Below are 22,335 nucleotides of genomic sequence, written 5' to 3'. Positions count from 1 at the left end.
AGCGCGGAATCTGCACCGCTGAGCCTGCTGTGACCCAAGACACAGCGGCAGGCCGACGGTTTTCGCGGCGCCGGGCGGTCTTGATGCGGACCGATTTCCCTCACCACCCGGGAGTGTCCGATGTCTTTCCAGACCGCCGTAGTCACCGGAGCCGGCCGTGGGTTCGGGCGCGCGATCGCCGTCGCGCTCGTGGCCGCCGGCACGCGCGTCGTCGGGATCGCGCGCAGTGAAGAGGATCTGCTCGCCGTCCGGGACGAGGCCGGCGAGCTCTTCACGCCCCTGGCCGCCGACGCGACCGACGAAACGCTGGCCGCGGCCGTGCTCCGCGACTACCGGCCCGATCTGCTCGTGCTCAACGCCGGCGCGACGCCGCACATGGCGCCGGTGCAGGACCAGACCTGGGAAACCTTCAGCCGGAACTGGCACACCGACACGCGGCACGTCTTCGAGTGGACCCGCGCGGCGCTGCGTGAGCCGCTCGCGCCCGGCGGCGTGGTCGTGTCGATGTCGAGCGGTGCGGCGCTGGCCGGGTCGCCGCTCAGCGGCGGTTACGCGAGCGCCAAGGCCGCGGTCCGCTACCTGCGCGGCTACGCGGCCGACGAAGCCGAGCGCGCCGGGCTGGGCCTGCGTTTCCTCACGCTGCTCCCCCAGCTCACGCCGACGGCCGGCGTGGGCTCGGCCGGTGTCACCGCCTACGCGGCCCGCCAGGGCGTGGCCCGCGACGCGTTCATCGAGGGTCTGCAGCCGGTGCTCACGCCGGAGCAGGTGGCGAAGGCCGTGCTGGAGCTGGCGGCCGACGAGACCGCCGCGCCGGAGCAGGTCGTCGGCGGTGCCGGCGTGCGCCCGCTGCCGTGAGCGGCCTCTACAGTGGACTCCTGCGCACCACGGGAGAAGCCATGCCGTCGAACGCCGAGTTCAGCGCGCTGACCGAGCCGTTCCGGCCGGAGCTGCTCGCGCACTGCTATCGGCTGCTGGGCTCGATCCACGACGCCGAGGACCTCGTGCAGGAGACGTATCTGCGGGCCTGGCGCGGGTTCGGCGGATTCGAGGGCCGGTCGTCGGTGCGGCGCTGGCTGTACAAGATCGCCACCACCACCTGTTTGACGGCGCTGGCGACCCGGGCTCGGCGGCCGCTGCCGTCGGGCCTGGGCGCGCCGGCCGACGACCACCGGGTGCCGGTGGCCTCGCGTGAGCCGTCGGTCGCCTGGCTCCAGCCGGCCCCCGAGTTCGGCGCCGGGGACCCGGCCGTGGCCGCCGCGGCGCGGGCCGGGGTGCGGCTCGCGTTCATCGCCGCGCTGCAGCTGCTGCCGGCTCGGCAGCGGGCCGTGCTGACGCTGCGCGACGTGCTGGCCTTCCCGACGGCCGAGGTCGCGGAGCTGCTCGACACGACCGCGGCGGCCGTCGACAGTGCCCTGCGCCGCGCGCGGACGCACCTCGCCGAGGCCGGACCGATCGAGGACGAGATGACCGAACCGACCGGCGAGACCGACCGGGCGCTGCTCGAGAACTACGTGGACGCGTTCACCCGCGCCGACGCCGAAGCGCTGGTCCGTCTCCTGCGCGCCGATGTCGAGCTGGAGATGCCGCCGATCCCGACGTGGTTCACCGGCCGAGACGCCGTCACGGGGTTCCTCGCGGCGCGCGTGCTGCGTCCGGGCCGCTGGCGGATGACGCCCACGCGCGCCAACGGCCAGCCGGCCCTCGTCGTGCACCACCGCACCGACGACACGGCCGACGAGCCATACGGCGTGCAGGTGCTGACCGTGCGTGGCGGGCGCATCGCGCGCATCACGTCGTTCAACGACCCGGCGCTGGTGCCGGTGTTCGCTCCCTCGTACCGGTGACCCTGCCGGTCCGCCCGCGGCGGGCGGACCGGCCGGGGCGTCACGCGGTGGGGAGCTCGTCGAACTCGACGACCTGGCGCACCTCGACCTCGATCTCGTCGTCGAAGAGCGCCGCGTAGGTCTTCGCGTACTCCACGGCCTCCTCGCGGTTCGCGAAGTTCAGCAGCGCGAAGCCCCCGATGACCTCCTTGGCCTCGGTGAAGGGGCCGTCGGTGGCCTTGATGGCACCGCCGCGCGTCTTGCGCACGAGCGCGCCCTTCTCCGACGGGTGGACGCCCTCCGCCGTGATCAAGATGCCCTTCTCGGCCGAGTCCTGGATGAACTCGCCCATCTTCGCGATGAACTCCTGGCTGGGGTTCCACGACGAGTGCGTCTCCGACAGCCGGTGCATCATGAGAAACCGCATGTCCGCTCCTTTGTCCCTCGGGCCGGGATCCGGATTCTTCCCGGAAGCGCTGACCGGCCCACACCGACGCGTCGAACGGCCCCGCTCGCGATTCGACAAACCGATCGGGAAGATTTTCGACGACCTCGTGGCCGGGGACCAGCCGAGCCCGGTCCGCGGCCACGAGCGTCACGAAACCGCAGGTACACGCGGGTCGATCCCGCCCGTTTCGCGGCCGGTCACCACGCGCTGCGCACCGGAGCGCCGGTCTTGGCGTTCGTCACGACGCCGTCGATCCCCTTCTCCGACGCGACCGCGGGCACGGCCGTCCCCGGCCGGGCGAACTTCGCCGACGCACCGGACCGGTCCCCGGCGCGAGCGGCGCCTACCTCTACGATTCGGCGGGTGACCACCTACGACGACACCTTCGACCATCTCGACGCCTCGTCCCTGCCGCTTCGCCAGCAGCAGATCCTGGTCACGATCCGGGACTGGGTGGTCCGCCACGGGTACGCGCCGAGCAGCCGCGAGCTCGGCGAGGCCGTGGGGCTGCGGTCGTCCTCGTCGGTGTCGAAGCACCTGGCGAGCCTGGAGGACAAGGGTTACCTGCGGCGCAGCAGCTCGATGTCGCGGCCGATCGACGTGCGCGCGTTCCTCGGCACGGCCGAGCCGCAGCACGGTGAGGACTCCGTGGCGGTGCCGGTCGTCGGCCACATCGCCGCCGGCACGCCGATCTCGGCCGAGGAGCACCTCGACGAGATGCTGCAGCTGCCGCGCGGGCTCACCGGCCGCGGCAACGTCTTCGGCCTGCGCGTGCGCGGCGACTCGATGATCGACGCCGCGATCTGCGACGGCGACATCGTGGTGGTGCGCCAGCAGTCCGAGGCGCACTCGGGCCAGATCGTCGCCGCGATGATCGACGAGGAGGCGACGGTGAAGGTCTACCGGCGCCGCAACGGCCACGTGTACCTCGAGCCCCGCAACCCGGCCTACGACGTGATCGACGGCGACCGTGCCGTGGTGCTCGGCACGGTCGTGTCGGTGCTGCGCAGCATGTGAGTCACCGCATGAACAGGCCGCCGTTGATGTCGAACGTGGCCCCGGTGATGTACCCGGTGGTCTCGCCGCACAGGTAGGCGACGAGGTCCGCGACCTCCTCGGCGCGCCCGAACCGCCCCACGGGGATGGCGGCCTCGGCGGCTTCGAGCCGTTCGGCGTCCATCTCGTCCATCACCGGTGTCCGCGTGGCCGCCGGGGCGACGGCGTTCACCGTGACGCCCGAGGCGGCGAGCTCCTTCGCGAACACCTTGGTGAGCACCAGGACTCCCGCCTTCGACGCCGCGTAGTGCGCGCCCGCGACCAGCCCACCCTGTTGCCCGGCCAGCGACGCCAGGTTGACCACGCGGCCCCACCCTCGCTCGCGCATCGCCGGCGCGAGCTCGCGCGTGAGCAGGAAAACGCTGCGCAGGTTGGTCGCCAGCACGTCGTCCCACTCGGTCACCTCGATGTCCCACACCGACCGGCTCCGCGTGCGGGCCGCGTTGTTCACGAGGATCTCCGGCTCGCCGAAGGCCCGCCGCACCTCCTCGGCGACGGCCCGCACGGCCGCCGGGTCCCGCACGTCGACGGCAAATGGCGCTGCCGTGGTGCCGGAGGCGTCGAGCTCCCGCGCTTTCGCAGCCGAGCTGCCGGCGTCGATGTCGAGCAGCGCCACCCGGTGGCCGAGCCCGTGCAGCCGCTCCGCGACGGCGGCCCCGATCCCACGCCCGGCCCCGGTCACGACGGCGGTCCTGCGAGTGTCCACTGTGCCCTCTCGTGGTCGGCGTCGTCGGACTCGGAACCCATCCTGCCCGAGACCCACCAGCGGCGCCCGGGTCAGGCCGGCAGCCCCCACGGAGTGCTCGGTCCGTTCGAAGCCACCGGCCGCACCGCGAAGTCCGGCCGGTCGCCCGCGCGGTACACGAAGGCCTCCTCGCCGCGCGCGAGCTCGACCCGCACGTCGCCGTCGGGCAGGGTGCGCCATCGCTTCGCCCGGCCCTGCGCGTCGGTCACCTCGAGCGCGCCGTCGATGCCCGGGCGCAGGATGCAGGGGGCGCCGGCTTCGCTGTGGACCTTCAGCCAGCGCGTTTTGCCGCCTTCGCGGGCGGCGCTGAGCAGGAACGCGCCTTCGGTGCGGAAGTCGCGCACGGAGATGTCGCCCCACGTCGCGGGGACAGCGGGGAACAGCCGCAGGACACCGCCCCAGCTCTGCACCAGCATGTCCTGCATCGACTTCACCGCCGAGAGCGGCGTCTCGATCACGGGGCCGGACTCCTCGTACATCGTGTTGGGCTGGATGAACCGGCTCTGCAGCTGGTCGAGGTAGGCCGCCGCCTGGTCGCCGCGTCGCATCGAAGCCGAGATCGACGCGGCGCCGGTGAAGGTGTAGCCCTGCAGCGCGCCCTCGAAACCGACCCAGTGCGCCAGCGACTTCTCGATCAGGGCGCGGTTCTCCGGCTGCTCCCAGGTGATCTCGTACAAGGGGTAGACCTGCAGCAGGTGCGAGTAGTGCCGGTGCGACTTCGCGAAGGGCACGCCGGCGCCGATCATGTAGCCGTTCCCGTCCACGGCGTAGGGCGCGAGCGTCGCCAGCACCTGCTGCCAGCGCGACACGAGCGGGTCGGCGACGCGCAGCTCGCGCGCCGTGTCGAGCAGGGTGCGGCAGCCCCAGCGCACGAGCGCGAGGTCGTAGGTGCAGTCGGGAGCGTTCACGCCGTACTCGGGCGAGAACGTGGGCGGCAGGTGCAGCTTCCCGTCCGGGCCCGGCGCCAGGAAGTGCAGGTAGTAGTTGATCGCCTTGCGCAGCAACGGGAACAGCGTGTCGCGCAGCAGGCGGCGATCCAGCGTGTGCCGGTAGGACAGCCACACGTTGTGCAGCGCCCACGTGAGGTCGCCGACCTCCGGGGTCGGGGTGTCCTGGCCGGGCACGCCCACGGGGAAGCCGCTGTTCGCGTCGGAGACGCCGTTGAACAGGGTCATGTCGGTGGTGCGCGGGATGCCGGCCGAGTCGCTCTGGTACGGCGCGCCGACCTGGCTCGACAGGTGCCCGCGGTACTGGTCCAGCGCCCGGCTCACGGCGTCGAGCTCCAGGTGGTTGGAGCCGTGGATGGGCCAGTACTCGAGCTGCACGTTGAGGTTCCACCACGTGGCCGGCCACGGCGTGTTCTCCAGCCACGGGCCAGAGGTCGCCATCACCGGTGCCTCGCGCCGCGCGGCCGAGGCGAGCTTGTACAGCTGGATCCAGTAGAAGCTCTGCAGCCGGGTGTCCGGAATAGACACGAAGCTGCGCCGGTAGTAGTCATGCCACCAGCGGCGGTGCTCGCGCGTGAGCTCGCCGAACCCGGCCGCCGTGCGCACGGACCACAGCGCCCGCGCGGTGGACGTGCGGTCGGGGTAGGACCAGGCGACCGACGAGTAGAGCGTCCGCGCGCCGCCGCGGGTGACCTCCCGCCAGGCGGTGACGTGCTCGCCACCCGCGAGCAGCGGCTGCTCGGCGACGTGGCTGTCGCCGACGGCGCGGACCGTCGCCGGCGGGTTCGCGACGTAGCCCTCGGGCGGCGCCTTCTTCCAGACGGGGTCGGCGCGCGGGCTCACGGCCTCGGCCGGGTGGAAGACCCAGCGGAACCCGCGTTCGCCCTCGGTCGGACGCACCTCGACCGCGAGCACCGGCTGTCCGGTGTGGACGATCGCGCGCAGCGCGAGGCTGCCCGCGGCCGTGGTGATCGTGCCGGTGAGCTCGGCGTTCCACAGGTCCAGACGCCAGTCGACGCCGGTGATCGCGCCGACGGGTTCGAGCGTGAAATACCCGATCGGCAGCCGGGCGAGGCCGAACAGCGAGCCGTACTGCGGCCGGTGGTCCTGCACCTCGCTGTGCTGCACGTTGAAGCGCACCGCGTTCTTGCCCGGCTCGGCGTAGATGCCCGAGCCGAGGAAACCGTTGCCGAGGAACGGCCCCTCTGTCCATGCGGCCGGCATCCGCTGCCACCGCAGGTCCGCGGCCGCGAGGAAGGCGGCCCAGTCGAAGTCGTCGCCGCCCGGCGGCGGGTGGCTCGCGGCCGAGGCGACGGCCGGGCCCAGGCCCGCCGCGCTCGCCGCGATCCCGGCGAGCGCGCCGCCGAGGACTGTTCTGCGGGAGACGTCCATGTCTGCGACCTCCAGGTCAGTGGCGGCGGCGGTCGGCCAAAACATAGGATGTCTGACATCTGTTGTCGAGACCTCTGCCCAAGTTCGTGGCAAGGCAACCCGACTGGAGCACCATGAGCCACGAGAAGAGCTAGGGCCTCTTCATCGATTCATCGGATGACTATCGCGACGTGAGCCGGTCGACGAGAGCGGGAGCCACAAGGGTGCACGTCACAGCCGGGCGCGGCGGGCCGGGCCCTACAATCGGGGCCAGCCGCGCCGCGGCGGTGGGCGGAGGAGAACCGTGCGGATCACGATCCGGGATGTCGCACGGCGGGCAGAGGTGTCGGTGGCCACGGTGTCGCGGGCGCTCGGCTCGCCCGACCGCGTCAGCGAAGCCACGCGCGACCGGGTGCTCGCGGTCGTGCGGGAGCTCGGCTACCGGCCGAGCCCGGCGGCGCGCAGCCTCATCACCGGCAAGACCGGCGCGATCGCCATCGTGGTGCCGGATCTGGGGAACCCGTTCTTCACCGGCGTGCTCAAGAGCGTCCAGGCGCGGGCGCGCGAAACCGGCCATGCCGTGCTGGTCGGCGACAGCGACGAGGACCCGGCCACCGAGCAGGAGCTGGTGCGCACGCTGGCGAAGCAGGCCGACGGCGTGCTGCTGTGCTCGCCGGGGATCGACGACGCCACCATCACCGAGCTCGACGGCCTCACGTCCCTGGCGCTGCTCAACCGCCGCGTGGCCGGGATCGGCGCCACGGTGATGGACAGCGCCGGCGGGATGCGCGAGGTCGTGGCGCACCTGGCCGGGCTCGGGCACCGCCGCTGCGCCTACCTCAACGGCCCGGACAGCTCGTGGTCCAACCACGAACGGCTGCGCGGCCTGCGTCCGGCCGCCGCGGAGCACGGCATCGAGATCGTGGAGCTCGGGCCGTTCGCCCCGCGGTACGAGGACGGCGCGCCCGCCGCCGACCAGGCGCTCGCCGCCGAAGTCACCGCGGTGCTCGCCTACAACGACGTGATGGCGCTCGGCGTGCTGGCGCGCCTGCGCGAGCGCGGGGTCGACGTGCCGGGCGAGCTGAGCGTGACCGGCTTCGACGACCTCGTCTACGCGGCGGTGTCCGCTCCCCCGCTCACCACCGTCGCCATGCCGCTGGCCGAGGCCGGAAGCCGGGCGGTGGATCTGCTGCTGGCCCATTCTGCCGCCGACCCGGCCGGCCGGGTGGTCACGGAACTGCCGACGCGGCTCGTCGTGCGCGCCACCACCGCCCGCGCGCCCGGGTACCACCGCTGACCATTCCCCGCATCCGAGGGGAAATGTCGGAAAATAATCGGGACCGACACGGGATTCCGGTCACTCCCAATACTGCGTTCCACTGTGGATCGATGTTACAGTTCTTCACAGGCCACGGAAAACGCGGCTGCCGGAAACGTTCGAGGAGGATTCACCCGCCATGGCGCACAAGGTCCTGGTCCAGATGGTGGACGACATCGACGGCGGGGTCGCGCACCAGACCGTGCCCTTCGGCCTCGACGGCGTCCAGTACGAAATCGATCTCTCCGACAAGAACGCGGGAACTCTGCGTGAAGAGTTCGCCCGCTACATCGCCGCCTCGCGCCGGACCGGCGGCCGCAAGGTCCGCCGTGGCACCGGTTCGGGCACGCCGACGCCCGAGGACCGCGAACGCTCGCGCAGCATCCGCGCGTGGGCAGCGGACAACGGCTGGAGCATTTCCGAACGCGGCCGCATTCCCACCGACGTGGTCACCGCCTACGAAAACAGCCGCGCCTCGGGCTCGAAGTCGCGCGCCCGCGGTGGTCGCACAAAGGCCAAGGCCTAAAACTGATCCGGCGAAGTCGTGCGGCCATTTTCGCAGATCCGCCGCACGCTCGCCGGAAACGTCCCCACCGAATCCGAAAACCGCAGATCACCGGCAGTTCCCCGTGAACGACCGCCGCCGCCAGGGCCTTGACAGTCCGTCGAGGCGGTTCGTACGTTCCGGCGGGGAGCCGCGGACCTTCCCCGACGTCCGCCTCGGAGAGGGGACTCGCGGATGAGTTTCACCGAGTCGTTCGAGACCGTCGCCTCCGTGATCGAAGGCCTCGGCGTCGGCATCATGGCCATCGGCCTCGTGGTGGTGCTGGTGCGCTTCGTCGTCGACGCCACCCGGCGCCGCGGCAGCTACGATCAGCTGCGGGTGCACCTCGGCCGCGTCATCCTGCTCGGGCTCGAGATCCTGATCGCCGGCGACATCATCCGGACCGTGATCGTCGACGCGTCACTGGAGAACGTGCTGGTCCTCGGCTTGATCGTGCTGATCCGGACCGTGCTGAGCTTCGCGCTCGAGGTCGAGATCTCCGGCGCGTGGCCGTGGCAGGCCAAGCGGGGGCCGCAGCCGCCCGCCTGACCTCGCCGGCACTCAGGCCGCGCGGCCCAGGAACGCCAGCAGCCGCGTGGTCTCGTCGGCGTCTGCCGGCGGCGTGAGCTCGGGCCCGAAGAACTCCGGACGCTGCAACGGAATCGACCGGACCCACTCGCCCGTCGCCTTCACCACCGCCGGGTCGAGCGTGACAGTCAGGCCGACAGCGTGCGCGATGTCCCAGGTGTGGACGAGCGCGTCGGAGACGAACGCCGGCAGCAGCGTCGTGAGCGGCACACCCCCGGCGTCGTCGGTCGACATGGCCCGCGCGAGCCCGTCACGGGTCAGACCCGGGGCGGTCGCCTCGAACGCCACGCGCCACTCCTGCGCCGGATCCCCGGCGCAGAGCACACCGGGGTTCGGTGCGCCGGGTTCCCCCGCGGTCTCAGGGTAGTCGGCCCCGGTCACCCAGGCCGACAGCCGGTGGCGGCCCCACAGCACGTGGCCCACGATGTCCCGCACCGTCCACGCCGCGCACGGCGACGATGCGTCCCATCGATGCGCCGGCACCTCGGCCACCACCTTGCCGAAGCCGTCCTGCGCCACGAAAAACTGCTCCACAAGATCCACAGCTTGCTCCCTTCACGGATGTTCTGGCCCTACGACCACCGGCGGACGGCGGAACAGACCGAATCCGGTCCCGACTTCGCGGGCTCAGGGCTACCGTGGTGGGAATGACCGATTCGACCAGCACCGAAGACCAGACCGGCGCGCTGACGCGCAACGTCGAGGGGCACGAGGTCGGTGCGAGCGTGTCCATCATCCGCGAGAGCACCGACGTCGCCGGGTCCGGCCCGCGCCTGCACCGCCACCCCTACCGCGAGACGTTCGTGATCCAGCGCGGCCGCGCCCTGTTCACCATCGGCGACACCGAGCGGGAAGGCCGGGCGGGCGACGTGCTCGCGGTCCCCGCCGGGGTCGCGCACAAGTTCGTGGTTCTCGGGCCCGAGCGCTACGAAGCCGTGCACATCCACGAGAACGACCGGTTCGTGACGGAGTGGCTCGAGTAGACACTGTCCACCCACGACGGCGCAGAGGCTCCGCACCCGCGTTCGCATTCGCACATTTGTCGGCGCGGTTCGCACCCGGCCGCCGAAATCGCCGAATCCGGCGCTGACCTGCGGAACCCTCCGGCATCGCGGAGGGCACGTTTCCACCTCGCGGAAACACTCCGCACTCGCGCCGCCGTGTCGTGAAAACCGGCTCTGACCACCGTCGACAGGCGGGGCCGCCGCTGCCTTGACACCACGCTGGGCCGGACTCATCCTCACTTCTCTCGTTTCCGTTCGATGGAGGGTGTGATTCCGCATGACGGAGGTGCTGGACCGGACGACCGGCCGCGACGACCGCGACCGGCTGTTCGCCACCGCGCCCGGATCGGCCGTCGACCTGTCGGTTCCCCTGGGCCCGCTCACGCTCGCCAACCCGGTGATGCCCGCGTCCGGCTGCTTCGGGCCCGAGCTCGGTCCCCTGCTGCCGGTGCGGGAGCTCGGCGCCGTCGTGACGAAGACCGTGTTCGCGCAGCGCCGCTCCGGCAACCCGTCTCACCGGCTGACGGAAAGCGCGCTCGGCATGCTCAACAGCGTCGGCATTCCCAGCCCGGGCACGAGCCGGTTCGTGCACGACGTGCTGCCGCGCTACCGCGAGTTCGGCGTCCCGGTGATCGCCAGCGTCGGCGGGCTGACCGTGGACGAGTACTGGCAGGTCGCCGACGAGCTGGCCGGCGCGGAGTGCGCGGCCTTCGAGGTCAACGTGTCCTGTCCCAACCTCGAACACGGCGGGCTCGCCATCGGCGCCGACCCCGCGGCGGTCGAGGCCGTCGTCGCCGGTGTGGTGGCGCGGACGGAACTGCCGGTGCTCGTGAAGCTCACGCCCGGCGTCACCGACATCGGCGAGATCGCCCGCGCCGCCGAGCGGGCGGGCGCGACCGCCGTGACCGTGAGCAACACCTTCCCCGCCCTGGCCGTCGATGTGCGCTCGCGGCGCGCGGTGCTGGGCAACGGCGTGGGCGGCCTGTCCGGCCCGGCCGTGAAACCGCTCGCGCTGCGGCTGGTGTGGCAGGCCGCGAGTGCCGTCGACATCCCGGTCGTCGGCTGCGGCGGCATCAGCAGTGCCCGCGACGTCGTCGAGTTCCTCATCGCCGGCGCCACCGCCGTGCAGGTCGGCACCGCGACGTTCACCCGCCCCTACGCGATGGCCGAGATCGTGCGCGACCTCGCCCGCCACTGCGCCGAGCTCGGGGCGGGCGCCGTCCACGAGCTCATCGGAACCCTGCGCGCCTGAAGCCCTTCCCCTATCCCCCAGCCCCGTTCCCCCAGCCCCGTCCCCCTTCCCCCAACGCTGTGAGGAGTGCTCCACACCATGTCCGACGAAACGCTGGCCGGCAGCACCGCACCACCCGCCACGTCCGAAGACACCCCGGCCACCAAAGCCACCACGCGTTACGCCCGCAAGGCGGTGTTCGCGTCTTCGCTCGGCTACGCGATGGACGGCTTCGACCTGCTGATCCTCGGGTTCGCGCTCTCCGCCATCTCCGGTGACCTCGGGCTGGGCGGCGCCGAAGCCGGATCGCTGGCCACCATCACGCTGATCGGCGCCGTGGTCGGCGGGATCGCGTTCGGGATCCTGTCCGACCGCATCGGCCGGGTGAAGGTGCTGACGTACTCGGTGATCTTCTTCGCCGTGTTCACCGGGCTCACCGCGATTTCCACGAGCTACTGGGAGATCGCGGTCTTCCGGTTCCTCGCGGGCGTCGGCATCGGCGGCGAGTTCGGCATCGGCATGACGCTGGCGGCCGAAGCGTGGCCGGCGAAGAAGCGCGCACGGGCGACGTCGCTGGTCGGGCTCGGCTGGCAGGCCGGGGTGCTGCTCGCGGCGCTGGTCTCCGCTCCGGTGCTCAACGCGTGGGGCTGGCGCGGGCTGTTCCTGCTCGGCGCGTTCCCCGCGATCGTCGCCATCGTGTTCCGCTCGCGGCTGCACGAGCCCGAGCAGTTCACGCGCCACCGCGCGCTCCAGCAGGGCAAGCCGAAGGTGCCGCTGAAGCTGCTCGTGGCCGACGCGCCCACCACCCGCGCAACGATCGGCGTCCTCGTGCTCACGTCGGTGCAGAACTTCGGGTACTTCGGCATCATGATCTGGCTGCCCACCTACCTGTCCACGCAGTTCGGCTACAGCCTCACGAAATCCGGGGTGTGGACCGCCGTGACCGTGGTGGGCATGGGCGTCGGGATCCTGGCGTTCGGCGAGGTCGCCGACAAACTGGGGCGCCGCAAGGCCTTCTGGCTCTTCCAGGCCGGCGCCGCCCTCTCAGTCCTCGGGTACAGCCAGCTGTCGTCGCCGTGGGCGCTGATGGTGGGCGGCGCGATCATGGGCGCGTTCGCCAACGGCATGATCGGCGGCTACGGCGCGCTGATGGCCGAGCTCTACCCCACGGCGATCCGGTCCACGGCGCAGAACGTGCTGTTCAACCTCGGCCGCGCGGTCGGCGGGTTCGCGCCGATCGTGGTCGCGCTCGTCGCCGCGAGCTACGGCTTCGGCTTCGCCATCGGCGTGCTGTCCGTGATCTACCTGCTCGACATGGTCGCGATGATCTTCATCCCCGATCGTCGCGCCGAGCAGCTCGCCTGAGCCGCGCGCTCAATCGACAGGAGAACCATGCAGGTCGTCATCCGCGCCTTGTCCGTGCTGCGGGCCCTCGCGACGAAGGGCAAGGGCGCCACGCTCCAGGAGCTGCACGAGGAGCTCGACATCCCCGTGGGCAGCGCGCACCGCGTGCTCACCACGCTGATGGAGGAGAACTTCGTGACCCGCTCCCCCACCAACAAGCGCTACTTCCTCGGCCCGGCCGCGCGTCAGCTCGGCGAGCCGGCGCCGCACCGGACGGCACTGCTGGCCAACCCGCACCAGGCGGTGGTCGACGCCGCGGAAGCCAGTGGCGAGACGGTGTTCCTCACCGAGCTCATCGGCGCCCGCGCGGTGTGCGTCGCGCTGGTGGAGGGCCGCCACCCGCTGCGGCTGTTCGTGCGCATCGGACAGGAGATGCCGCTGCACGCCGCGGCGTCGAGCCGTTCGCTGCTGGCCTACCTGCCGGAACCCGCGGCCCGGCGGGTGCTCGAAACCCAGTCGCTCGACGCGTTCACGCCGGACACGCCGACCACAGTGGACGAACTCGTGGAGCACCTCGCCCTCGTGCGAGCCCGCGGGTACGACATCTGCGACGACGAGCTCGACCGCGGCGTCTGGGCCGTGGCCGCCCCGATTTTCACCTCCACGGGCGCGGTGGCCGCGAGCGTCACGCTGGCCGCGGCCGGCAACCGCATGCGCGAGGGCACCGCGCGCACGGTGGCGACGGACGCCGTCCTCACCGCCGCGCGTGAACTGTCCGCAGAGCTCGGTTTCGCCGGCGCCGAACCCACCACGGCGGTCGGCGGACCGGCGAGGAGCGCCCGATGAGCCTCGAGGACGACCTGGCCACGGCCACCGACACCACCACGGTGTTCCTCGACGCCGAGCGGCGGCGCGGCGAGCTGCGCGCGGATCTCGCGGCGATCGGCGCCGCGTTCACCACGCGGCCGTCGATCCTGCGCCGGGCGGCGGCGCTGCTCGCCGAGGAACTGCCGACGGCGACCGATCGGCTGGTCACCACGGGCACGGCCGACGCCGTCGCGGTCACCACGGCGCTGGCGTTGCACACCGGTCTGCCGTTCGCGGTCGACGCCGGCGAGGTGCACCGGGGCGACCGCGTCGCCGTCGTGACGCCGATCGCCGACGACCCGGCCGAGACCCCGGCCGACGCCACCGCCGCCGCGCTGGCCGACCGCGTACGCGCGGCGGGCGCCGAGCCCGTCGTCCTGCTCAGCGTGCTCGCGGCCGACGGCACCCCAACCCTCGCGGGCACTCGAACCCCTTCGGAGAACCAGTCATGACCACTCCCGTCCAGGACGTCGGCGCCGCGGTGCGCACGCTCGGCGTCAGCCCCGACACCTATGGCCCTTCGCTCGACACGCCCACCGATCCCGCCGCCACCGAAGTGGTCGGCTCGGCGCTGGCGGAGCTGCTCGCCAAGCACACCCTCGACCAGGTCGCGGTGTGGCACGGTGCCGACGACGCCGTGCTCGCCCACGTCGTCGCCCGGCAGCTGGGCGCCACGGTGACCCGCGCGTCCGAGCTCGAAGGCGTGGTCGGCTTCCACCCGCCGGTCACCGCCGGCACGCGGATCGCGCTGGTCGGCACCGCGTGGGAACCCGCTCGGCTGAGGACGCTGCTCAACCTCGCCGCGACCACACGCGCCGAAGTCGTCGCGGTGGCGGCGGTGCTGGCCACGCCCGCGCTCGCCGAGGTGACGGGCACGCCGACGGCGGCGCTGCTGACCGAGCTGCCGGGTGGTCCACGATGACCGCGTCCACCGCGTCATCGGAGTCCACTGTGGACACGCGGCTGCGCGCCGACCCGGACCGGATCGCGCACTGGCTCGACACGTTCGCCGCACTGTCCGAACCGGACTCCGGACCGGGCGTGACCCGGCTCGCGCACACCCCGCTCGAACGCCGCGCGCACGCGCTGTTCGCCGAGCACGTCAGCGGGCTCGGCCTCGACGTGCGCACCGACGCCGCGGGCAACACGATCGCGGAGCTCCCCGGCACCGTGGCGAACGCGCCCGCGCTCGGCACCGGCTCGCACCTCGACAGCGTGCCCAACGCCGGCGCGTTCGACGGCATCGCCGGCGTGGTCGCGGCCATGGAGACCGCGCGGCTCTACACCGAGCACGACGTGCGCCTGGCCCACCCTGTGCGGTTCGTCGTGTTCGCCGCGGAGGAGGGCGCGCGCTTCGGCCAGGCGTGCACCGGCAGCCGGGTCGTCGCCGGGCTCACCGGCGCCGCGGACCTGGAGACCAAGTTCGACGCCCGGGGCACGAGCCTCGCCGACGCGATGCGCTCGGTCGGCCTCGACCCGGCGGGCGCGGCCGGCGCGCGCTGGCACCCCGCGGACTGGGCCGCGTTCCTGGAGCTGCACATCGAGCAGGGCAGTGTGCTCGAGTCGACGGGTCTGCCGCTCGGCGTCGTCGACCTCATCGCCGGCAGCACCCGGCTGCGCCTCGACCTCACCGGCCGCGCGTCACACACGGGCGGCACGCCCATGCACCAGCGCGCCGACGCGCTGGCCGCGGCGGCCGAAATCGTGCTGCTGATCGAAGCCATCGCCACCGACAGCCGCCACCACGGCACCCGCGCGACCGTCGGCCGGCTCGACTCCGCCCCCGGGTCCATCACGACAATCGCCGGACAGGCGCAGCTGCACGTCGATGTCCGAGACGTCGACAGCGACCGCCAGCGCCAGACCGCCGCGGAGATCGTCGAGCGCGCCCACGCCCTCGCCGCGCGCCGCGGAATCGGTTTCAGCGCCCAGACCCTCGCCGACGCGTCCCCCGTGCTGCTGCCCCGCCGGGTCACCGACGTCGTCGCGGCCACCTGCGCCGAGCTCGGCTTCGCGCACCGCGTGCTGCCCAGCGGCGCCAGCCACGACGCGCAGATGGTCAACCACGTCACGCCGACCGGCATGCTCTTCGTGCCCAGCCGCGACGGCGTGAGCCACAGCCCCGACGAGTGGACCGACCTCGCCGACCTCGTCGTCGGCACCGAAGTGCTCGCCCACAGCCTCGTCCGGCTCGACACCGCGTTCCCCGTCGCGGAATCGGAGCAGTCATGACCACCACCGAAACCCGGGCCGTCCGCGACCACGTGACGCCCCTGCCGGCGACCGGCGCCGTCCTCCCGACCCCGACGTGGCACCACGCGGAAGTGCTGGAGCACCGTCCGGAAGCCGACCGCTACCAGTACCTGCGCCTGCACGCGCCGAGCATCGCGCGGGCCGCGACGGCCGGGCAGTTCGTGATGCTCACCGCCGCGCGCCAAGGAGAAAGCGGGCCCGTGCTGCCCCGGCCCATGGCGATCTACCGCCGCGACGCCGACGCCGGCACGATCGAGGTCGTCTACGGCGTGGTCGGCGACGGCACGCGCAAGCTCACCACGTTCTCCGCCGGCGAGACGATGCTCGTGGTCGGTCCGCTCGGCCGCGGGTTCCACGTGCCCGCCGACACCACGCGCGTGCTGCTGGTCGGGCGTGGCATCGGCACCTGCTCGCTCACCACCGTCGCGCAGGACCTCGCGGGCAGCGGCACCGAGCTGGTCGCCGTCGCGAGTGGACGGACGCCGGAAGCCGTGATCGGCGCTGACTTCTACCACGAGTGCGGCGCCGAGCGCGTGCTCACCGTGACCGACGCTCAGGGCACCAGCGAGATCGCGCGCCTGCGGACGGAGTTGACCTCCACTTTGGACAGTGCGCCGCCGCAGCGGATCCTCACGTGCGGCTCCGACCGGCTGGCGTGGCTGTGCCGCGAGCTGGCCGACCGCTGGGGCGCCGAGGTGCAGGTGTCGCTGGAAGCACACATGGCGTGCGGTCTCGGCTACTGCCACGGCTGCGCCACCGGAACCCGCGGCGGGCCCGAGGAATCACCGTTGATCTGCAAGGACGGGCCCGTGTTCCTGCTGCAGGTGCCGGCATGAGCCCGCTCACGCAGGCCCCGCTCGGCCACGCGGTGCTCACCGGCGTGGCCCCGTTCGGCGGCACCCCGATCGATCTCGTGGTGCGCGACGGCCGCATCGCCGAGCTGCGGCCCCGCGGCAGCGCCGACGAGCCGAACCGGTTCGACGCCGACGGTCTCGTGCTGCTGCCCGCGTTCGTCGACCTGCACACGCACCTGCGCGAGCCCGGCGGCGAGGACGCCGAGACCATCGCCACCGGCACCGCCGCGGCGGCGGCCGGCGGGTACTCCGACGTGTTCGCCATGGCCAACTGCAGCCCGGTCACCGACTCGCCCGAGCGGATCCGTCACGTGCTCGACCTGGCCGAGCGCACCGCGTCCTGCCGCGTGCACGCCGTCGGAGCGATCACCGAAGGCCTTGCCGGGCACCGCCTCGCACCGCTGGAAGCCATGGCCGCGGCCGGCGCGCGCCTGTTCTCCGACGACGGCCGCTGCGTCGACGATCCCGTGCTGGTGCGCGACGCCCTCGAGCTGACCAAGCGGACCGGCACGGTGCTCGCCCAGCACGCCCAGTCGGGCCCGCTCGCCGGCGCCGGCCAGATCAACGCGGGCCGCGCGGCCGAGCGGACCGGGCTGCCGCCGTGGCCGGCCACGGGCGAGGAAACCGTGGTGGCGCGCGACATCGTGCTCGCCGCCGACGCCGGGGCGCCGCTGCACGTCTGCCACGTGTCGACGGCGCGCTCGGTCGCGCTCGTGCGGTGGGCCAAGGAGCAGGGCTGGGCCGTGACCGCCGAGGTCACGCCGCACCACCTGCTGCTCACCGACGGCGAGGCCGCGAGCGCGGACCCGAAATTCAAGGTCAACCCGCCCCTGCGCTCCCCCGGCGACGTCCGGGCGCTGCGGGCCGCCTTGCTCGACGGCACGATCGACGCCGTCGCCACCGACCACGCGCCGCACCCGGCCGAGGCGAAAGCCGCCGACTGGTGCGGGGCGCCGTTCGGGATGACCGGGCTGGAGACGGCACTGGCCGTGGTGTCCGAGGTGCTGCACACCAGCCGCGGCGTCGACTGGGCGCTCGTGGCCGACCGCATGGCCCACGCCCCGGCGCGCATCGGCGGCATCGCCGCGTCCGCCGGCCGCCCGATCGCCGTCGGCGAGCCGGCCACGTTCACCCTCGTCGACCCGCGGGCCGACTGGTCGGTCGACCCCGCCGACACCGCGGGCCGTTCGCACAACACCCCGTTCGGGGGCCTGTCCTTCACCCACCGGCCCGTGGCGACGGTCGTCGCCGGCGCCGTGACCGCCGACCGCGGCGCGTTGTTCACCAGGAGTGCCCGATGACCACCACCCGCACCGAAGCAGACCTGCTCGGCGAGCTGGCCGTGCCCGCCGACGCGTATTACGGCGTGCACACCCGCCGCGCCATGGCCAACTTCCCGATCAGCGGCCTGCCGCTCTCGACGCACCCCGAGCTCGTGGTCGCGCTGGCCCGCGTGAAGCACGCGGCCGCGCTGGCCAACCACGACGTCGGCCTGCTGTCCGACGACAAGACCGCCGCGATCGTCGCCGCGTGCGAGGAGATCGAGGCCGGCCGGCTGCACGAGCAGTTCACCGTGGACGTGATCCAGGGCGGCGCGGGCACGTCGTCGAACATGAACGTGAACGAGGTCGTGACGAACCGGGCGCTGGAGCTCCTCGGGCACTCGCGCGGGGACTACGCGCGGCTGCACCCGATCGACGACGTGAACCTCGGCCAGTCCACCAACGACGTCTACCCCACCGCCGTGAAGCTCGCGGTGCACGCGGCCGCGACCGAGCTGCTCGGCGCCATGGCCGAGCTGCGCGGCGCGCTGCACGAGAAAGGCCGCGAGTTCAGCGACGTCGTGAAGATCGGGCGCACCCAGCTGCAGGACGCCGTGCCGATGACGCTGGGCCGCGAGTTCACCGCGTTCGCCGTGACGCTCGGCGAGGACGAGCAGCGGCTGGCCGAAGCACTGACGCTGCTGACGGAGATCAACCTCGGCGGCACCGCGATCGGCACGGGGCTCAACGCGCACCCCGACTACGCGCGCCTGGCGTGCGAGCACCTCTCGCGGCTCACCGGCACGCCGCTCGTCACTGCCACCGACCTCGTGGAGGCGACGGCCGACGTCGGGGTGTTCGTGCAGCTGTCCGGCGTGCTCAAGCGCGTGGCGGTGAAACTTTCCAAGACCTGCAACGATCTTCGCCTGCTGTCCTCGGGTCCGCAGGCCGGGTTCAACGAGCTTCGGCTGCCGAAGGTGCAGGCCGGGTCGAGCATCATGCCGGGCAAGGTCAACCCCGTGATCCCCGAGGTGGTCAACCAGATCGCGTTCGAGGTGATCGGCAACGACACCACCGTCACGCTCGCCGCCGAGGCCGGGCAGCTGCAGCTCAACGCGTTCGAGCCGATCATCGCCCACTCGCTGCTGAAGTCGCTGCACCACCTGCGTACGGGCGCGCAGACGCTGGCGCGCCGCTGTGTCACCGGCATCACGGCCAACACCGAGTACCTGCGCCGGCAGGTCCGCGAGTCCATCGGCCTCGTCACGGCGCTGAATCCGGTGATCGGCTACGAAGCGGCGAGCGCGCTGGCGAAGCAGGCTTCGGCCACCGGCCGCTCGATCCACGAGCTCGTGGTCGACGCCGGCCTGCTCACCTCCGAGCAGCTCGACACGCTGCTGGACCTGCCGGCCGCCACCGCGGGATGACACCCCCGGGATGACACCGACGGCCGACACCGTGGCGACGGCCTTCGTTTACCTTTCGTTTACCTGGGTGTACTGCAATGAAACCTCCATCGGGTGACAGCAGGAGGCTTCATGAGCACGCAGACCCTCGGAGCCCTGACGCCGGACACCCACTTCGGGCACCTGGAAGACCGCCTCACCCGCGACTTCGCGACCGTCGGCGCCGAGTCCGTGCACGACCTCGTGGAGCGCGAACGAGCCCGCTTCACCGACGCGCCGATCCAGGCGTTCGTGCCGATCCTGGTCGAGCGCGCCGTACGGGCCGCGTTGGGCAGCCGGCCGCTCGCCTGAACGCGACACTGAAAATTCAGCACCCGCCACCGTCCACTGTGCACTGACCGTCCGGTGCGGCGGATCGAAACCGCTGCTCGGTAGGCTGTCGGGTCGTGACCGCCCACGACGACCAGACCGACTCGCTCAGCGCTCGTGTCGAGGAACGGCTCGCCGGGCTGTCGCCGGCCGAGCAGCGCGTGGCCGAGTACCTGCGCAGCCACCAGCAGGCGATCCTGCTGTCCACGGCCGGCGACCTCGGCGTGCTCAGCGGCACGAGTGATGCGACCGTCGTCCGCGCGGTCAAGGCCCTCGGCTACTCCGGCCTGCCGGAGCTCAAGCGCGTGGTGGGCCGCTACGTCGTCGGCGACACCAACCCGGCCACGCGCCTGCGCGAGCGCATCGAGCGGACCGGCGGCGACACCGACGCCCTGCTCGACCAGGTGCTGACCGAGTCGGTCGAGCGCCTCACGGAGACGCGCCGGCTGCTGGCCGACCCCGAGTTCACCGCGGCCGTCGACCTGCTGGACTCCGCGGCCGAGGTGCTCGGGTACGGCCTCGGCCCTTCCGAGCTGCCGATGCAGTACCTGGTGACCCGCCTGCACCGGCTCGGCCGGCGGGCCTGGAGCACGTCGGCCACGGGGTTCCGGCTCGCCGACGACCTGTTGCGCCTCAAGGAGAACGACGTCGTGGTGCTGTGCGTGCCCGACCGGCTCCTGCACGACGTCAAGACGCTCGTCGAGCACGCGCGCTCGGTCAGCGCGCGCGTGCTGCTCGTGACCAACTCCTTGCGGCCCACGCTCGGCGACCAGGTCGACGTCGTCCTCACGGCCGTGCACTCCGTGAGCGGCCTGACGCACGAGGGACTCGGGGCGACGCTGGTCGTCGACTGCCTGCTGGCCGGGCTGGCGCGCAAGGACCCGGCGGCCGTTTCGGACAACACCGACCTGCTGACCGCCTTGCGCACCGCCCTGGTGCCCCGCGACATGCGAGCGCGCCGGGCCGGCCGCGAGTGACCTGGGCTCAGCGTCCCATCTCGGCCGCCCGGTCGCGGGCCGCCTCGATCGCCGCCATCACCGCCGCGCGCACCCCGCGTTCCTCGAACTGCCGGATCGCGGCGATCGTCGCCCCGCCCGGGCTGGTCACGGCCGCGCGCATGCGCACCGCGTCGGCGTCCGGGACCTGGAGCATCTCGGCGGCGCCGGCGGCGTTGGCCTTCACGAGCTCCTCGGCCAGCGGGCGCGGCAGGCCGAGCAGGATCCCGGCTTCGATCAGCGCTTCGGTGAGGAAGAAGTAGTACGCCGGCCCGCTGCCCGACAGCGCGGTGATGGCGTCCATGCGGGTTTCCTCGACCCGCACGACCTTGCCCACCGGGTCGAACAGCGACTGCGCGTAGTCGAGCTCGGCGTCGCCCGCGTACGTGCCCGCGCTGATCGCCACCACCCCGCGGCCGACGGAGACGGGCGTGTTGGGCATGCAGCGCACGACCGGCGGCTTGCCCGGCAGCAGCGCTTCGAGGCGCGCGATGCGCACGCCGCCGACGGCCGAGACGAAGAGCTGGTTGTCGTTCACGTCGTCCGCGACCGCGGCGAACAGGTCGTCGACGTGGTACGGCTTCACCGTGAGCAGCACGGTTTCCGCCGTGCGGATTGCGGGCCCGGCTTCCGCCGTGGTGGCCACGCCGTAGCGCTCGCGCAGGTACGCCGCGCGCTCCTCGGCGAGCTCGACCACGACGACCTCGGCCGCCGTGAACCTCGGTTCGGTGCCGGCGAGCAGTCCGGCGAGCAGCGCCTCGCCCATGTTGCCGCCGCCGATGATGGCCAGTTTCGTCATCGCAGGGTGAACCCCGTTCCCAGTTCGTCGGCCGGGTCGAGCGTGAACACGCTCTCACCGGCCAGGTGTGCGGTGCCTTCGATCTCCGTGGCGACGCCGCCGGCAGTGCCGTTGACGCCGGTCGGCAAGATCCGGCCGGTGAAGGTGGTGCCGATGATCGAGCCGTGGGTGAGCACGTCGCCCTCGCGAAGCCTGCCCTCGGCCGCGAGCAGCGCCAGCCGAGCGGAAGTTCCTGAGCCACAAGGGGAACGGTCGACCTGACCGTCGGCGAACACGGTCACGTTGCGCTGGTGCGGCCCGGTCGCGGTGTCGCCGAGGTCGTCGTAGAGGATCACGCCGTAGACACCGCTGAGCCGGCTGTCTCCGGAGTACCGCGCCCATTCGGTGCCGCTGAGCGCGGCCTTGACCTCGCGGCCGGCCGCCACGAGCTCGGTGTGGTGCTCGGGGACCACTTCGAGGCCGAACGCCGAAGCCGGCACGCACGCGTAGATCGCGCCGCTGTAAGCGAGATCGACCTTGACCGGCCCGCTTTTCGTGGCCACCTCGACGCCGCGGCCGAGCACGGTCGTGTCGACGTTGCGGAATGCCACCTTCCGCACCTCGCCGCCTTCGCACGTCACAGCGGCGATGACGCGGCCCGACGGGACGTCCATCGGCACCTCGGTCACGCCGTCGGCCACTGCTTCGACGCGGCCGGTGCGCACGGCCCACGCGCCGAGCGCGATCGTGCCGTGCCCGCAGGCGGTGGAGTAACCCTCGCGGTGCCAGAACAGCACGCCGAACAATGACCCCTCGGTTTGCGGCGGCACCAGGAAACAGCCGTACATCGCCGAATGCCCGCGCGGCTCGCGCACGAGCAGCTCGCGCACCGCGTCGATGCCCGGCGTCGACCGCGCGGCTTCACGCCGCTCCAGCACCGTCGTGCCGGGGATCTCCGGCGCCCCACCGGTGACGATGCGGAAGGGCTCCCCCGCCGCGTGGTAGTCGGTGACGGTCACCGCGTCCACTGTGGACCGTCCAACCTCTTTGTAGCGTTCATGACAGGTGACAGTACATGGTAGTTTTCACTACGGGAAGAGGTGTGCGCGCGGTCACCGCCACCACCCGACCG

General features: G+C 72.4%; 25 protein-coding genes. 18 read left to right on the top strand and 7 right to left on the bottom strand.

Annotated features, from left to right (window positions below):
* The first annotated feature begins 120 nt into the window (after nucleotides 1-120).
* Nucleotides 121-855: an SDR family NAD(P)-dependent oxidoreductase gene (locus K1T34_RS36915; RefSeq protein WP_220239350.1), complete on the top strand. Its 735-nt coding sequence runs from the start codon at nucleotides 121-123 to the stop codon at nucleotides 853-855.
* Nucleotides 856-896: 41 nt separating this feature from the next.
* Nucleotides 897-1,844: an RNA polymerase subunit sigma-70 gene (locus K1T34_RS36910; protein ID WP_220247594.1), complete on the top strand. Its 948-nt coding sequence runs from the start codon at nucleotides 897-899 to the stop codon at nucleotides 1,842-1,844.
* 40 nt (nucleotides 1,845-1,884) lie between these two features.
* Here K1T34_RS36910 and K1T34_RS36905 read toward each other — a convergent pair whose 3' ends face one another.
* Together K1T34_RS36905 and K1T34_RS36900 are read right to left on the bottom strand one after the other, a co-directional pair.
* On the bottom strand, nucleotides 1,885-2,250 hold the full coding sequence (locus K1T34_RS36905; RefSeq protein ID WP_220239349.1) for a YciI family protein: 366 nt from the start codon (nucleotides 2,248-2,250) through the stop codon (nucleotides 1,885-1,887).
* Nucleotides 2,251-2,468: 218 nt separating this feature from the next.
* The gene (locus tag K1T34_RS36900) at nucleotides 2,469-2,642 is read right to left on the bottom strand and encodes a hypothetical protein (protein ID WP_220239348.1); all 174 of its coding nucleotides are present in this window, start codon (nucleotides 2,640-2,642) and stop codon (nucleotides 2,469-2,471) included.
* Here K1T34_RS36900 and lexA point away from each other — a divergent pair.
* On the top strand, nucleotides 2,635-3,288 hold the full coding sequence (gene lexA, locus K1T34_RS36895) for a transcriptional repressor LexA (RefSeq protein WP_220239347.1): 654 nt from the start codon (nucleotides 2,635-2,637) through the stop codon (nucleotides 3,286-3,288). The genes K1T34_RS36900 and lexA overlap by 8 nt on opposite strands.
* A 1-nt stretch (nucleotide 3,289) precedes the next feature.
* Here lexA and K1T34_RS36890 read toward each other — a convergent pair whose 3' ends face one another.
* A complete protein-coding gene (locus K1T34_RS36890) occupies nucleotides 3,290-4,033 on the bottom strand; it encodes an SDR family NAD(P)-dependent oxidoreductase (protein WP_220239346.1) in 744 nt (247 codons plus the stop codon).
* Nucleotides 4,034-4,104: 71 nt separating this feature from the next.
* Nucleotides 4,105-6,411 carry a Tat pathway signal sequence domain protein gene (locus tag K1T34_RS36885; protein ID WP_220239345.1) on the bottom strand — a complete coding sequence of 769 codons (2,307 nt, stop codon included), beginning with the start codon at nucleotides 6,409-6,411 and terminating at the stop codon, nucleotides 4,105-4,107.
* Nucleotides 6,412-6,694: 283 nt separating this feature from the next.
* Between K1T34_RS36885 and K1T34_RS36880 the strand changes: the two genes are divergently transcribed.
* From K1T34_RS36880 to K1T34_RS36870, 3 genes are all read left to right on the top strand, one after another.
* Nucleotides 6,695-7,687 carry a LacI family DNA-binding transcriptional regulator gene (locus tag K1T34_RS36880; protein WP_220239344.1) on the top strand — a complete coding sequence of 331 codons (993 nt, stop codon included), beginning with the start codon at nucleotides 6,695-6,697 and terminating at the stop codon, nucleotides 7,685-7,687.
* A 160-nt stretch (nucleotides 7,688-7,847) separates the two neighbouring features.
* A complete protein-coding gene (locus K1T34_RS36875; RefSeq protein ID WP_220239343.1) occupies nucleotides 7,848-8,234 on the top strand; it encodes an Lsr2 family protein in 387 nt (128 codons plus the stop codon).
* A gap of 213 nt (nucleotides 8,235-8,447) precedes the next feature.
* Nucleotides 8,448-8,801, top strand: coding sequence for a DUF1622 domain-containing protein (locus tag K1T34_RS36870; RefSeq protein WP_220239342.1), 354 nt, complete (start codon nucleotides 8,448-8,450; stop codon nucleotides 8,799-8,801).
* A gap of 12 nt (nucleotides 8,802-8,813) precedes the next feature.
* Here the strand turns inward: K1T34_RS36870 and K1T34_RS36865 are convergent, their stop codons facing one another.
* Entirely contained in the window at nucleotides 8,814-9,383 is a 570-nt protein-coding gene (locus tag K1T34_RS36865) for a TIGR03086 family metal-binding protein (RefSeq protein ID WP_220239341.1), read from the bottom strand.
* A 104-nt stretch (nucleotides 9,384-9,487) separates the two neighbouring features.
* Here K1T34_RS36865 and K1T34_RS36860 point away from each other — a divergent pair, with 104 nt between their 5' ends.
* The 12 genes from K1T34_RS36860 to K1T34_RS36805 all read left to right on the top strand — a co-directional run bounded on the left by K1T34_RS36860 (nucleotide 9,488) and on the right by K1T34_RS36805 (nucleotide 20,407).
* Nucleotides 9,488-9,823 carry a cupin domain-containing protein gene (locus tag K1T34_RS36860; protein ID WP_220239340.1) on the top strand — a complete coding sequence of 112 codons (336 nt, stop codon included), beginning with the start codon at nucleotides 9,488-9,490 and terminating at the stop codon, nucleotides 9,821-9,823.
* Between the two features lie 298 nt (nucleotides 9,824-10,121).
* A complete protein-coding gene (locus K1T34_RS36855; RefSeq protein ID WP_220239339.1) occupies nucleotides 10,122-11,096 on the top strand; it encodes a dihydroorotate dehydrogenase in 975 nt (324 codons plus the stop codon).
* A gap of 78 nt (nucleotides 11,097-11,174) precedes the next feature.
* On the top strand, nucleotides 11,175-12,440 hold the full coding sequence (locus K1T34_RS36850) for an MFS transporter (RefSeq protein WP_220239338.1): 1,266 nt from the start codon (nucleotides 11,175-11,177) through the stop codon (nucleotides 12,438-12,440).
* A gap of 27 nt (nucleotides 12,441-12,467) precedes the next feature.
* On the top strand, nucleotides 12,468-13,265 hold the full coding sequence (locus tag K1T34_RS36845) for an IclR family transcriptional regulator (protein ID WP_220239337.1): 798 nt from the start codon (nucleotides 12,468-12,470) through the stop codon (nucleotides 13,263-13,265).
* Complete coding sequence (locus K1T34_RS36840; RefSeq protein ID WP_220239336.1) at nucleotides 13,262-13,738, top strand: hypothetical protein; 477 nt, start codon at nucleotides 13,262-13,264, stop codon at nucleotides 13,736-13,738. Before K1T34_RS36845 ends, K1T34_RS36840 begins: the two co-directional genes overlap by 4 nt.
* Nucleotides 13,735-14,208: a hypothetical protein gene (locus tag K1T34_RS36835; protein WP_220239335.1), complete on the top strand. Its 474-nt coding sequence runs from the start codon at nucleotides 13,735-13,737 to the stop codon at nucleotides 14,206-14,208. Before K1T34_RS36840 ends, K1T34_RS36835 begins: the two co-directional genes overlap by 4 nt.
* A complete protein-coding gene (locus K1T34_RS36830; protein WP_220239334.1) occupies nucleotides 14,205-15,518 on the top strand; it encodes a Zn-dependent hydrolase in 1,314 nt (437 codons plus the stop codon). Before K1T34_RS36835 ends, K1T34_RS36830 begins: the two co-directional genes overlap by 4 nt.
* Entirely contained in the window at nucleotides 15,515-16,375 is an 861-nt protein-coding gene (locus K1T34_RS36825) for a dihydroorotate oxidase electron transfer subunit (protein ID WP_220239333.1), read from the top strand. Before K1T34_RS36830 ends, K1T34_RS36825 begins: the two co-directional genes overlap by 4 nt.
* Nucleotides 16,372-17,694 carry a dihydroorotase gene (locus tag K1T34_RS36820; RefSeq protein ID WP_220239332.1) on the top strand — a complete coding sequence of 441 codons (1,323 nt, stop codon included), beginning with the start codon at nucleotides 16,372-16,374 and terminating at the stop codon, nucleotides 17,692-17,694. The genes K1T34_RS36825 and K1T34_RS36820 overlap by 4 nt, the downstream gene beginning before the upstream one ends.
* Complete coding sequence (locus K1T34_RS36815; RefSeq protein ID WP_220239331.1) at nucleotides 17,691-19,082, top strand: aspartate ammonia-lyase; 1,392 nt, start codon at nucleotides 17,691-17,693, stop codon at nucleotides 19,080-19,082. The genes K1T34_RS36820 and K1T34_RS36815 overlap by 4 nt, the downstream gene beginning before the upstream one ends.
* 111 nt (nucleotides 19,083-19,193) lie before the next feature.
* The gene (locus K1T34_RS36810; protein ID WP_220239330.1) at nucleotides 19,194-19,412 is read left to right on the top strand and encodes a three-helix bundle dimerization domain-containing protein; all 219 of its coding nucleotides are present in this window, start codon (nucleotides 19,194-19,196) and stop codon (nucleotides 19,410-19,412) included.
* A gap of 95 nt (nucleotides 19,413-19,507) precedes the next feature.
* Nucleotides 19,508-20,407 (top strand): MurR/RpiR family transcriptional regulator, encoded by a 900-nt coding sequence (locus tag K1T34_RS36805; protein ID WP_220239329.1) that lies wholly within the window; start codon nucleotides 19,508-19,510, stop codon nucleotides 20,405-20,407.
* A gap of 7 nt (nucleotides 20,408-20,414) precedes the next feature.
* Here K1T34_RS36805 and proC read toward each other — a convergent pair whose 3' ends face one another.
* Nucleotides 20,415-21,224: a pyrroline-5-carboxylate reductase gene (gene proC / locus K1T34_RS36800; RefSeq protein WP_220239328.1), complete on the bottom strand. Its 810-nt coding sequence runs from the start codon at nucleotides 21,222-21,224 to the stop codon at nucleotides 20,415-20,417.
* A complete protein-coding gene (locus K1T34_RS36795) occupies nucleotides 21,221-22,222 on the bottom strand; it encodes a proline racemase family protein (RefSeq protein ID WP_255637813.1) in 1,002 nt (333 codons plus the stop codon). The genes proC and K1T34_RS36795 overlap by 4 nt, the downstream gene beginning before the upstream one ends.
* Between the last annotated feature and the right edge of the window lie 113 nt (nucleotides 22,223-22,335).

This window comes from Amycolatopsis sp. DSM 110486 (assembly GCF_019468465.1).
Lineage (GTDB): Bacteria > Actinomycetota > Actinomycetes > Mycobacteriales > Pseudonocardiaceae > Amycolatopsis.
This window is presented reverse-complemented; position numbering and strand designations above follow the sequence as displayed.

Coding starts and splice junctions, on each gene's coding strand:
- K1T34_RS36870 (WP_220239342.1), top strand. CDS start 8,448: ATGAGTTTCACCGAGTCGTTCGAGACCGTCGCCTCCGTGATCGAAGGC.
- K1T34_RS36835 (WP_220239335.1), top strand. CDS start 13,735: ATGACCACTCCCGTCCAGGACGTCGGCGCCGCGGTGCGCACGCTCGGC.
- K1T34_RS36905 (WP_220239349.1), bottom strand. CDS start 2,250: ATGCGGTTTCTCATGATGCACCGGCTGTCGGAGACGCACTCGTCGTGG.
- K1T34_RS36855 (WP_220239339.1), top strand. CDS start 10,122: ATGACGGAGGTGCTGGACCGGACGACCGGCCGCGACGACCGCGACCGG.
- K1T34_RS36885 (WP_220239345.1), bottom strand. CDS start 6,411: ATGGACGTCTCCCGCAGAACAGTCCTCGGCGGCGCGCTCGCCGGGATC.
- K1T34_RS36815 (WP_220239331.1), top strand. CDS start 17,691: ATGACCACCACCCGCACCGAAGCAGACCTGCTCGGCGAGCTGGCCGTG.
- K1T34_RS36845 (WP_220239337.1), top strand. CDS start 12,468: ATGCAGGTCGTCATCCGCGCCTTGTCCGTGCTGCGGGCCCTCGCGACG.
- K1T34_RS36850 (WP_220239338.1), top strand. CDS start 11,175: ATGTCCGACGAAACGCTGGCCGGCAGCACCGCACCACCCGCCACGTCC.
- K1T34_RS36825 (WP_220239333.1), top strand. CDS start 15,515: ATGACCACCACCGAAACCCGGGCCGTCCGCGACCACGTGACGCCCCTG.
- K1T34_RS36810 (WP_220239330.1), top strand. CDS start 19,194: ATGAGCACGCAGACCCTCGGAGCCCTGACGCCGGACACCCACTTCGGG.
- K1T34_RS36840 (WP_220239336.1), top strand. CDS start 13,262: ATGAGCCTCGAGGACGACCTGGCCACGGCCACCGACACCACCACGGTG.
- K1T34_RS36820 (WP_220239332.1), top strand. CDS start 16,372: ATGAGCCCGCTCACGCAGGCCCCGCTCGGCCACGCGGTGCTCACCGGC.
- K1T34_RS36860 (WP_220239340.1), top strand. CDS start 9,488: ATGACCGATTCGACCAGCACCGAAGACCAGACCGGCGCGCTGACGCGC.
- K1T34_RS36830 (WP_220239334.1), top strand. CDS start 14,205: ATGACCGCGTCCACCGCGTCATCGGAGTCCACTGTGGACACGCGGCTG.
- K1T34_RS36875 (WP_220239343.1), top strand. CDS start 7,848: ATGGCGCACAAGGTCCTGGTCCAGATGGTGGACGACATCGACGGCGGG.
- K1T34_RS36910 (WP_220247594.1), top strand. CDS start 897: ATGCCGTCGAACGCCGAGTTCAGCGCGCTGACCGAGCCGTTCCGGCCG.
- K1T34_RS36915 (WP_220239350.1), top strand. CDS start 121: ATGTCTTTCCAGACCGCCGTAGTCACCGGAGCCGGCCGTGGGTTCGGG.
- proC (WP_220239328.1), bottom strand. CDS start 21,224: ATGACGAAACTGGCCATCATCGGCGGCGGCAACATGGGCGAGGCGCTG.